Raw genomic sequence first — 7,332 nt, forward strand, 5'->3', positions numbered from 1 at the left:
GTGCGGCGGTGGCCGGGGTCAGCGGCGCGGGGTGGCGGCGGCGCGGAGCGCGTCCTCGATGCGGGGGTGGGCGAAGGTGAAGCCGGAGTCCAGCAGGCGGCGGGGGAGTACCCGCTGGCTGCCGAGGACCTCGCCGGCCACCTCGCCGAGGGCCAGACGCAGGGCGGGGGCGGGCACCGGGAGCAGCGCCGGGCGGCGGAGTACGCGGCTGAGGGCGGCGGTCATCTCGCGGTTGGTGGCGGGTTCCGGTGCGGTGAGGTTGACCGGTCCGGACAGCTCCTCGGTGACGAGCAGATGGCGCAGCGCGGCGATCTCGTCGGCCAGGGTGATGAAGCTCCAGTACTGCTCGCCGCTGCCCAGCCGTCCGCCGAGCCCCAGGCGGAACAGCGGGAGCAGCCGGGCCAGGGCGCCGCCCTCGCGGGCCAGCACGATGCCGGTGCGGGGGTGGACGGTGCGGATGCCAGCCTCCACCGCGGGCCCGGCCGCCGCCTCCCACTCCTGGCAGACCCGGGCCAGGAAGCCGTCGCCCTCCGGCGCGTCCTCGTCGACCGGCCGGTCGCCGGGGTAGCCGTAGATGCCGGTCGCGCTGCCGGAGACCAGCACCGCGGGCGGGGTGTCCAGGCTGGCCAGCGCCTCGGCGAGGGCGGCCGTGCCCAGCACCCGGCTGTCCCGGATCTCCTGCTTGCGGGCGGCGGTCCAGCGGCGGTCGGCGATGCCCGCCCCGGCCAGGTGGACCACCGCCTGGCAGCCCACCAGCCCCGCGGTGTCCACCCGCTGCCGGATCGGGTCCCAGCGCACCTCCTCGGCCGTCCGGGGCGCGCGGCGCACCAGGCGGCGCACCTGGTGGCCGTCGGCCAGCAGGGAGCGCACCAGGGCGGCCCCGATCAGTCCGGACGAGCCGCTCACCGCGATCCGCAGGGAGCCTGGCAGGGAACCTCGCATGGGACCTCCTCGTCGGCATCCTCCCGTCCGGCGCCGTGCGGTGCCGGGCCGGTCGTGCCCACCGATTCTCGTTGGCCGGACCGGGGGCGCGCTGGCAAGGTGGCGGGCATGTCCGATCTCTCCATCCGTTTCGCCACCCCCGCCGACGACTCCCAGCTGACCGAGCTGGACGTCCGTACCTGGTCCACCCTGCACTCGGTGCAGGATCGCCCGACCCCGCCGTACGACCCGTTCTTCACCGAATCCAGCCGGCCCGAGCACTTCCTGATCGCCGAGGCCGAGGGGCGCATCGCCGGCTATCTGCGCCTGGTGCCGGCGACCCCGCTGCCCAGCAACGCCCATGTGCGGGCGATCCAGGGCCTGGTGGTCGACGAGTGGGCGCGCGGTCGCGGAGTGGCCAGGGCGCTGGTCCGGGCGGCCGGCGAGGAGTCCGTACGGCAGGGCGCCGGCCGGCTCACCCTGCGGGTGCTGGCGCACAACACCCCCGCCCGGCGGCTGTACGAGTCGGAGGGCTTCACCGTGGAAGGGGTGCTGCGCGGGGAGTTCGTGCTGGCCGGCACGCCGGTGGACGATGTGCTGATGGGACGTACGCTCAGCGGCTGAGGGCCCGCGGCACCCCGCCGCGGGACGGTCAGGCGGCCGGCCCGGGCGGGGTGCCGAAGCGTCCGGTCAGCTTGCGGAAGCGGTCGGCCAGGACCGCGGCGTTCTCGAAGTCCAGCGGCTCGCCCTCCGGCTCGTCCGGGCGGGAGGGCAGCCCCAGATCGGGCAGTACGGTGCCGGTGAGCTGCTCGTACGCCTCGTCGGCCACGAAGCCCAGATCCTCGCAGTCCCCGTCCCGCTCCTCGTCGAAGTCCGGCAGCAGCTCGGCCAGGTCGTCCGGCTCGTGCAGGGCCCCCTCGAAGACCTCCCGGCCCTGCCCGATCAGCCAGCAGCGGAACGCGTCGAAGGCATCGTCGCTGGCCCCGTCCAGCAGCACCCAGGCGGCGCCCCACAGGTCCCAGCGGTACGCCCGGTTGAAGCGGGCCTCGAAGTGCCGGGCGAAGTCCAGCACGGAGTCCGGGTCCATCCGCACCAGCCGCTCCACCAGCAGGTCGGACTGGTCCTCCGGGTCGCCCGCCGCGGCCTCGCGGCTGCTGTCGACCAGCTCCCAGAACTCCGTCTCGTCCATCACGGCACCAGCATCGGTCCTGCCGCCCGGCCCCGCACGCGGAGCGGCCGCGCGGTGATTCCCGGGAAACCTCGGGAAATCCGGTCAGTAGGTGTCGACTTTGGCTGCGAGCGTCATGTCTCCGGCCGTCGGTGCACCGACCGGGCCGGCCGATCGGATCGAGAGGACACATGGACGTGAGCACACAGGGCGCGCTGGCGGGGAAGATCGCACTGGTGGCGGGGGCGACCCGGGGCGCGAGCCGGGCGATGGCGGTGGAGCTGGGACGGGCCGGCGCCACCGTCTACGTCACCGGGCGCACCACCCGGGAGAAGGCCAGCGAGGTGGGCCGGTCGACCGAGACCATCGAGGAGACCGCCGAGCTGGTGACCGCGGCCGGCGGCACCGGGATCGCGGTGCCCACCGACCACCTGGAACCGCAGCGGGTGCGAGAGCTGGTGGAGCGCATCGACCAGGCGCACGGCCGGCTGGACCTGCTGATCAACGGCGTATGGGGCGGCGACCACCTGATCGAGTGGCCCTTCGGCAAGAAGATGTGGGAGTACGACCTGGACCGCGGGCTGCGCATGCTGCGGCTGGGCATCGACGCGCACCTGATCACCAGCCGCTACGCGCTGCCGCTGCTCACCCGGCGGCCCGGCGGGCTGGTGATCGAGGTGACCGACGGCACCGCCGAGTACAACGCCAGGTACCGCGACCACCTCTACTTCGACCTCGCCAAGTACGCGCCGATCAGGCTGGCCTTCGGGCTCGCCGAGGAGCTGCGCGACCTGGGGTGCGCCGCGGTCAGCTTCAGCCCCGGCTTCCTGCGCTCCGAGACGATGCTGGAGCACTACGGGGTGACCGAGGAGAACTGGCGCGAGGCGATCGAGCAGGAGCCGAACTTCTGCATCTCGGAGTCCCCCGCCTATGTCGGCCGGGCGGTGGCCGCCCTCGCCGCCGATCCCGAGCGGGCGCGCTGGAGCGGCCAGTCGCTCTCCAGCGGCCAGCTGGCCCGGGTCTACGGATTCACCGATCTGGACGGGACCCAGCCGGACGGCTGGCGCTTCTTCATGGACCACGAGGCGGGCAAGGAGCCGAAGGAGGAGGACTACCGCTGAGTGTGGGGGCCCGCACGGCGGGTGGCGGCCGGGTGTGCGGGTCTGTGGTGGGCGATCTCGGCTTGTGGTGGGGTCGCCTGCACGGCGGGTGGGGGCTGTGCGTCCGGCTGCGGTGGTCGGCCTCGGGGTGTGGCGGGGGCGGCCGTCACTGCCGGTAGAGGGCGTGGGCCCGCTCCGCGGCGGCGGCGAACCGGGCGCGCAGTTCCGGCGGTTCCAGCACCTCCGCCTCCGGGCCGAGGGCCATCAGCTGGTGGTAGGCGACCTCCAGCGACTCGACGGGCAGGGTGACCGTGAGTCGGCCCTGCTCGTCGGGCTCCCCGGGCGCCGCGACCGCCTCCCGGGCGGCCGCGCGCTCGGTGACATGCGGCAGCTGCCGCACCCCCTCCGGGGTCAGCCGCAGCAGCACCCGTTCACGGAGCAGGGACCTGGCGAACTCCTCGGCCCGCAGTTCCCAGAAGTCGGCCAGCTCGAACCCGGGGTCCCGTGCGAAGGGCTGGTCCAGCACCGCGGCCCGGACGAAGCGGTCCACCCGGTAGACCCGGAACCCGTCGTGGGCCCCGGCGGGCTCGCGGCGGGTGGGAGCGTCGGCAGGGCCGGCGGCGCCGGTGTCGGCCGCATCCGGGCAGGCGCGGGCCGCCAGGTACCAGACGCCCGCCTTGAGGACGAGGCCGTACGGTTCCAGCACCCGGCCCACCTCGGTGTCCGGGCGCCGCCGGTACCGCACCCGCAGCCGCCGGTCGTCCCAGACCGCCTCGGCCACCTCCGGCAGCAGCTCAGGGGTGGCGGGCTCCTGGTACCAGGCGGGCGCGTCCAGGTGGAACCGCTGGGCGGCCCCCTCCGCGGCGTCCCGCAGCTCCGGGATGAGCGCGGCGGAGACCTTCAGCCGGGCCGCGGAGGCGGCGTCGGACAACCCCATGCCGCGCAGTGCGGCCGGCACCCCGGACAGGAACAGCGCCTCCGCCTCGGTACGGCCGAGCCCGGTCAGCCGGGTGCGGTAGCCGCCGATCAGCCGGTAGCCGCCGGCCCGCCCCCGGTCCGCGTAGACCGGCACCCCGGCCTCGGACAGGGCCAGCACGTCCCGGGAGACCGTGCGCTCCGAGACCTCCAGCTCACGGGCGAGCTCGGCCGCCGTCATCGACGGCCGAGCCTGGAGCAGCAGCACCAACTTGATCAACCGGGCAGCGCGCATCGCCTCATCATGCCCGCTCGGGGCCCGGCCCGGACCTACAGGCCGTAGCGCTCCCGCGCCTTGGCCAGCACGGTCGGGTCCAGCTCGCCGCGCTTGACGAGGGCCGCCAGCGCGGCCAGGGCGATCGACTCGGGGTCCACCCGGAAGTGCCGACGGGCCGCGTCCCGGGTGTCCGAGAGGCCGAAACCGTCGGTGCCCAGCGAGCTCCAGTCCTGCTCCACCCAGGGCGCGATCTGGTCCGGAACGGACCGCATCCAGTCGCTGACGGCGAGGACCGGGCCCGGTGCGCCTGCCAGGGCACGGGTGACGTACGGGACCCGGTCCTCACCCTGGAGCCGCGCCGCGTCACAGGTCAGGGCATCGCGGCGCAACTCGGTCCAGGAGGTGGCCGACCAGATGTCGGCCGTCACGCCCCAGTCCTCGGCCAGCAGCCGCTGGGCGTCCAGCGCCCAGTGGATGGCGGTGCCGCTGGCGAGGATCTGGAGCTGGGAACCATCGCTGGTGGTGTAGCGGTACAGGCCCTTGACGATCTGCTCGTCGGTGACGCCGGCCGGCTGGGCGGGCTGGCGCTTGGGCTCGTTGTACACGGTCAGGTAGTAGAAGACGTCCGGGTCGAGCTCGGAGCCCTCCCCGTACATCCGGTGCAGGCCGTCCTTGACGATCGCCGCCAGCTCGAAGGCGAAGGCCGGGTCGTACGACAGGGCCGCCGGGTTGGTGGAGGCGAGCAGGTGCGAGTGGCCGTCCGCATGCTGGAGGCCCTCACCGGTCATGGTGGTGCGGCCCGCGGTGGCGCCGATGACGAAGCCGCGCCCCAGCTGGTCGGCGAGCGCCCAGAACTGGTCGCCGGTCCGCTGCCAGCCGAACATCGAGTAGAAGATGTAGAACGGGATCATCGGCTCGCCGTGCGTGGCGTACGCGGTGGCGGCGGCGGTGAAGTCGGCGAGCGAGCCGGCCTCGGTGATCCCCTCGTTGAGGATCTGGCCGTCCTTCGCCTCCTTGTAGTACAGCAGCTGGTCGCGGTCGACCGGGTCGTAGGTCTGGCCCACGGGGGAGTACAGACCGGCGGAGGGAAAGAGCGACTCCATGCCGAAGGTGCGGGCCTCGTCCGGCACCACCGGCACCCACCGCTTGCCGGTCTCCTTCTCCCGCATCAGGTCCTTGACCAGGCGGACGAAGGCCATCGTGGTGGCGATCTCCTGGTTGCCCGAGCCCTTGCGCAGCGCGTCGAAGGGCTTCTCGGCGGGCATCGGCAGCGGCTTGGCCACCACCTTGCGGGCCGGGGCCAGACCGCCCAGCGCGGCGCGGCGCTCGTGAAGGTAGGCCAGCTCGGGGGAGCCCTCCGCGGGGCGGGCGTACGGCACCAGGTCGCCCTCGAAGGCGCTGTCCGGGATGGGCAGCTCCAGCAGGTCGCGCATGGTCCGGAACTCGGCCACCGTCAGCTTCTTCATCTGGTGGTTGGCGTTGCGCGACTCGAAGCCGCCGCCGAGCGTGAAGCCCTTGACGGTCTGGGCCAGGACCACCGTGGGCGCGCCCTTGAAATCGACCGCCGCCCGGTAGGCCGCGTACACCTTGCGCGGCTCGTGGCCGCCGCGGGAGTACCGGAAGCACTCCAGGATCTTGTCGTCGGTGAGCACCCTGGCCATCTCGACCAGCGCCGGGTCGGCGCCGAAGAAGTGCTCGCGGATGTAGGCGGCGTCCCGCGTGGCGTACGTCTGGAACTGCGCGTCCGGCACCGCGCGCAGGCGCCGCACCAGGGCACCGGTGGTGTCCAGCGCGAACAGCTCGTCCCAGGCGGAGCCCCACAGCGACTTGACGACGTTCCAGCCGGCGGCGCGGAACTGCGCCTCCAGCTCCTGGACGATCTTGAAGTTGGGGCGGACCGGGCCGTCCAGGCGCTGCAGGTTGCAGTTGATGACGAAGGTGAGGTTGTCCAGGCCCTCGCGGGCGGCCAGCGCCAGCGCGGCGGTCGCCTCCGGCTCGTCCATCTCGCCGTCGCCCAGGAACGCCCAGACGTGCGAACGGGAGGTGTCCTTGATGCCCCGGTGCTCCAGGTAGCGGTTGAAGCGCGCCTGGTAGATCGCGGAGAGCGGGCCCAGGCCCATGGAGACCGTGGGGAACTCCCACAGCCAGGGCAGGCGGCGCGGGTGCGGATAGGACGGCAGGCCGTCGCCGCCCGCCTCCTGGCGGAAGCGGTCCAGCTGCTGCTCGCTCAGCCGTCCGTCCAGGAAGGCGCGGGCGTAGATGCCGGGGGAGGCGTGGCCCTGGACGTAGATCTGGTCGCCGGAGCCTCCCCCATCCTCCTTGCCGTGGAAGAAGTGCTGGAAGCCGACCTCGTACAGCCAGGCGGCGGAGGCGTAGGTGGCGATGTGGCCGCCCAGGCCCAGCCGGGAGCCGCGCGAGACCATCGCCGCCGCGTTCCACCGGGTGTACGCGGTGATCCGGGCCTCCATCGCCTCGTCACCGGGGAAGGCGGGCTCGGCGGCGGTCGGGATGGTGTTCAGGTAGTCGGACTCGGTCAGTGCGGGGAGTGCGAGCCCGGAGTGCCGGCCGTGCTCGAGGGTACGGCGCAGCAGGTACTCGGCGCGGCGCGGACCGGCGGCCCGGGCGACGGCGTCCAGGGAGGCCGCCCACTCGGCGGTCTCCTCGGGGTCCCGGTCGGGGAGCTGGTCGAGCTCGCTCGGCTGGGTGCGTACGGAGTCGGTCATGATCGCCGCCTTCCGGACTCGAAGGGGGTGTGGCTGAGAAAGCCCTGAAATGGCAGGACAGGGCGAGGGCCGGGTGGGCCCGCCCTCGACTGTAAGTCTCTGATCGATGATCGATCAAAGCTTTCGAACGAAAAATCTGTCCGGAGGGCGAAATTGGCATTCCGTGCCGCGGAATTGGGCACGGAGTGCCGCGAAAAGGGGGGCGGGTGGTGCGCGGGTGTCGTGGTG

General features: G+C 73.3%; 6 protein-coding genes. 2 read left to right on the top strand and 4 right to left on the bottom strand.

The window, feature by feature from the left end; translation table 11 throughout:
- Positions 1 to 18 precede the first annotated feature (18 nt).
- Entirely contained in the window at positions 19 to 930 is a 912-nt protein-coding gene (locus tag E4099_RS26155) for a TIGR01777 family oxidoreductase (protein ID WP_209446747.1), read from the bottom strand.
- A 120-nt stretch (positions 931 to 1,050) separates the two neighbouring features.
- On the opposite strand from E4099_RS26155, the gene E4099_RS26160 reads away from it, so the two are divergent.
- Entirely contained in the window at positions 1,051 to 1,545 is a 495-nt protein-coding gene (locus tag E4099_RS26160) for a GNAT family N-acetyltransferase (protein ID WP_135341583.1), read from the top strand.
- Positions 1,546 to 1,573: 28 nt separating this feature from the next.
- Here the strand turns inward: E4099_RS26160 and E4099_RS26165 are convergent, their stop codons facing one another.
- The gene (locus E4099_RS26165) at positions 1,574 to 2,110 is read right to left on the bottom strand and encodes a DUF4240 domain-containing protein (RefSeq protein ID WP_135341586.1); all 537 of its coding nucleotides are present in this window, start codon (positions 2,108 to 2,110) and stop codon (positions 1,574 to 1,576) included.
- A 170-nt stretch (positions 2,111 to 2,280) separates the two neighbouring features.
- On the opposite strand from E4099_RS26165, the gene E4099_RS26170 reads away from it, so the two are divergent.
- Positions 2,281 to 3,210: an SDR family oxidoreductase gene (locus E4099_RS26170; RefSeq protein ID WP_209446745.1), complete on the top strand. Its 930-nt coding sequence runs from the start codon at positions 2,281 to 2,283 to the stop codon at positions 3,208 to 3,210.
- A gap of 145 nt (positions 3,211 to 3,355) precedes the next feature.
- Here E4099_RS26170 and E4099_RS26175 read toward each other — a convergent pair whose 3' ends face one another.
- Together E4099_RS26175 and aceE are read right to left on the bottom strand one after the other, a co-directional pair.
- Positions 3,356 to 4,399 (bottom strand): helix-turn-helix transcriptional regulator, encoded by a 1,044-nt coding sequence (locus E4099_RS26175; protein ID WP_135341584.1) that lies wholly within the window; start codon positions 4,397 to 4,399, stop codon positions 3,356 to 3,358.
- A gap of 35 nt (positions 4,400 to 4,434) precedes the next feature.
- Positions 4,435 to 7,104 carry a pyruvate dehydrogenase (acetyl-transferring), homodimeric type gene (gene aceE, locus E4099_RS26180; protein WP_135341585.1) on the bottom strand — a complete coding sequence of 890 codons (2,670 nt, stop codon included), beginning with the start codon at positions 7,102 to 7,104 and terminating at the stop codon, positions 4,435 to 4,437.
- Positions 7,105 to 7,332: the final 228 nt, after the last annotated feature.

The organism is Streptomyces palmae (assembly GCF_004684805.1).
Classification (GTDB): Bacteria; Actinomycetota; Actinomycetes; order Streptomycetales; family Streptomycetaceae; genus Streptomyces; species Streptomyces palmae.

Excerpts from the sequence above, each read along its gene's own strand:
- E4099_RS26160 (WP_135341583.1), top strand. The coding sequence starts at position 1,051 with ATGTCCGATCTCTCCATCCGTTTCGCCACCCCCGCCGACGACTCCCAG.
- E4099_RS26165 (WP_135341586.1), bottom strand. The coding sequence starts at position 2,110 with ATGGACGAGACGGAGTTCTGGGAGCTGGTCGACAGCAGCCGCGAGGCC.
- E4099_RS26170 (WP_209446745.1), top strand. The coding sequence starts at position 2,281 with ATGGACGTGAGCACACAGGGCGCGCTGGCGGGGAAGATCGCACTGGTG.
- E4099_RS26175 (WP_135341584.1), bottom strand. The coding sequence starts at position 4,399 with ATGCGCGCTGCCCGGTTGATCAAGTTGGTGCTGCTGCTCCAGGCTCGG.
- aceE (WP_135341585.1), bottom strand. The coding sequence starts at position 7,104 with ATGACCGACTCCGTACGCACCCAGCCGAGCGAGCTCGACCAGCTCCCC.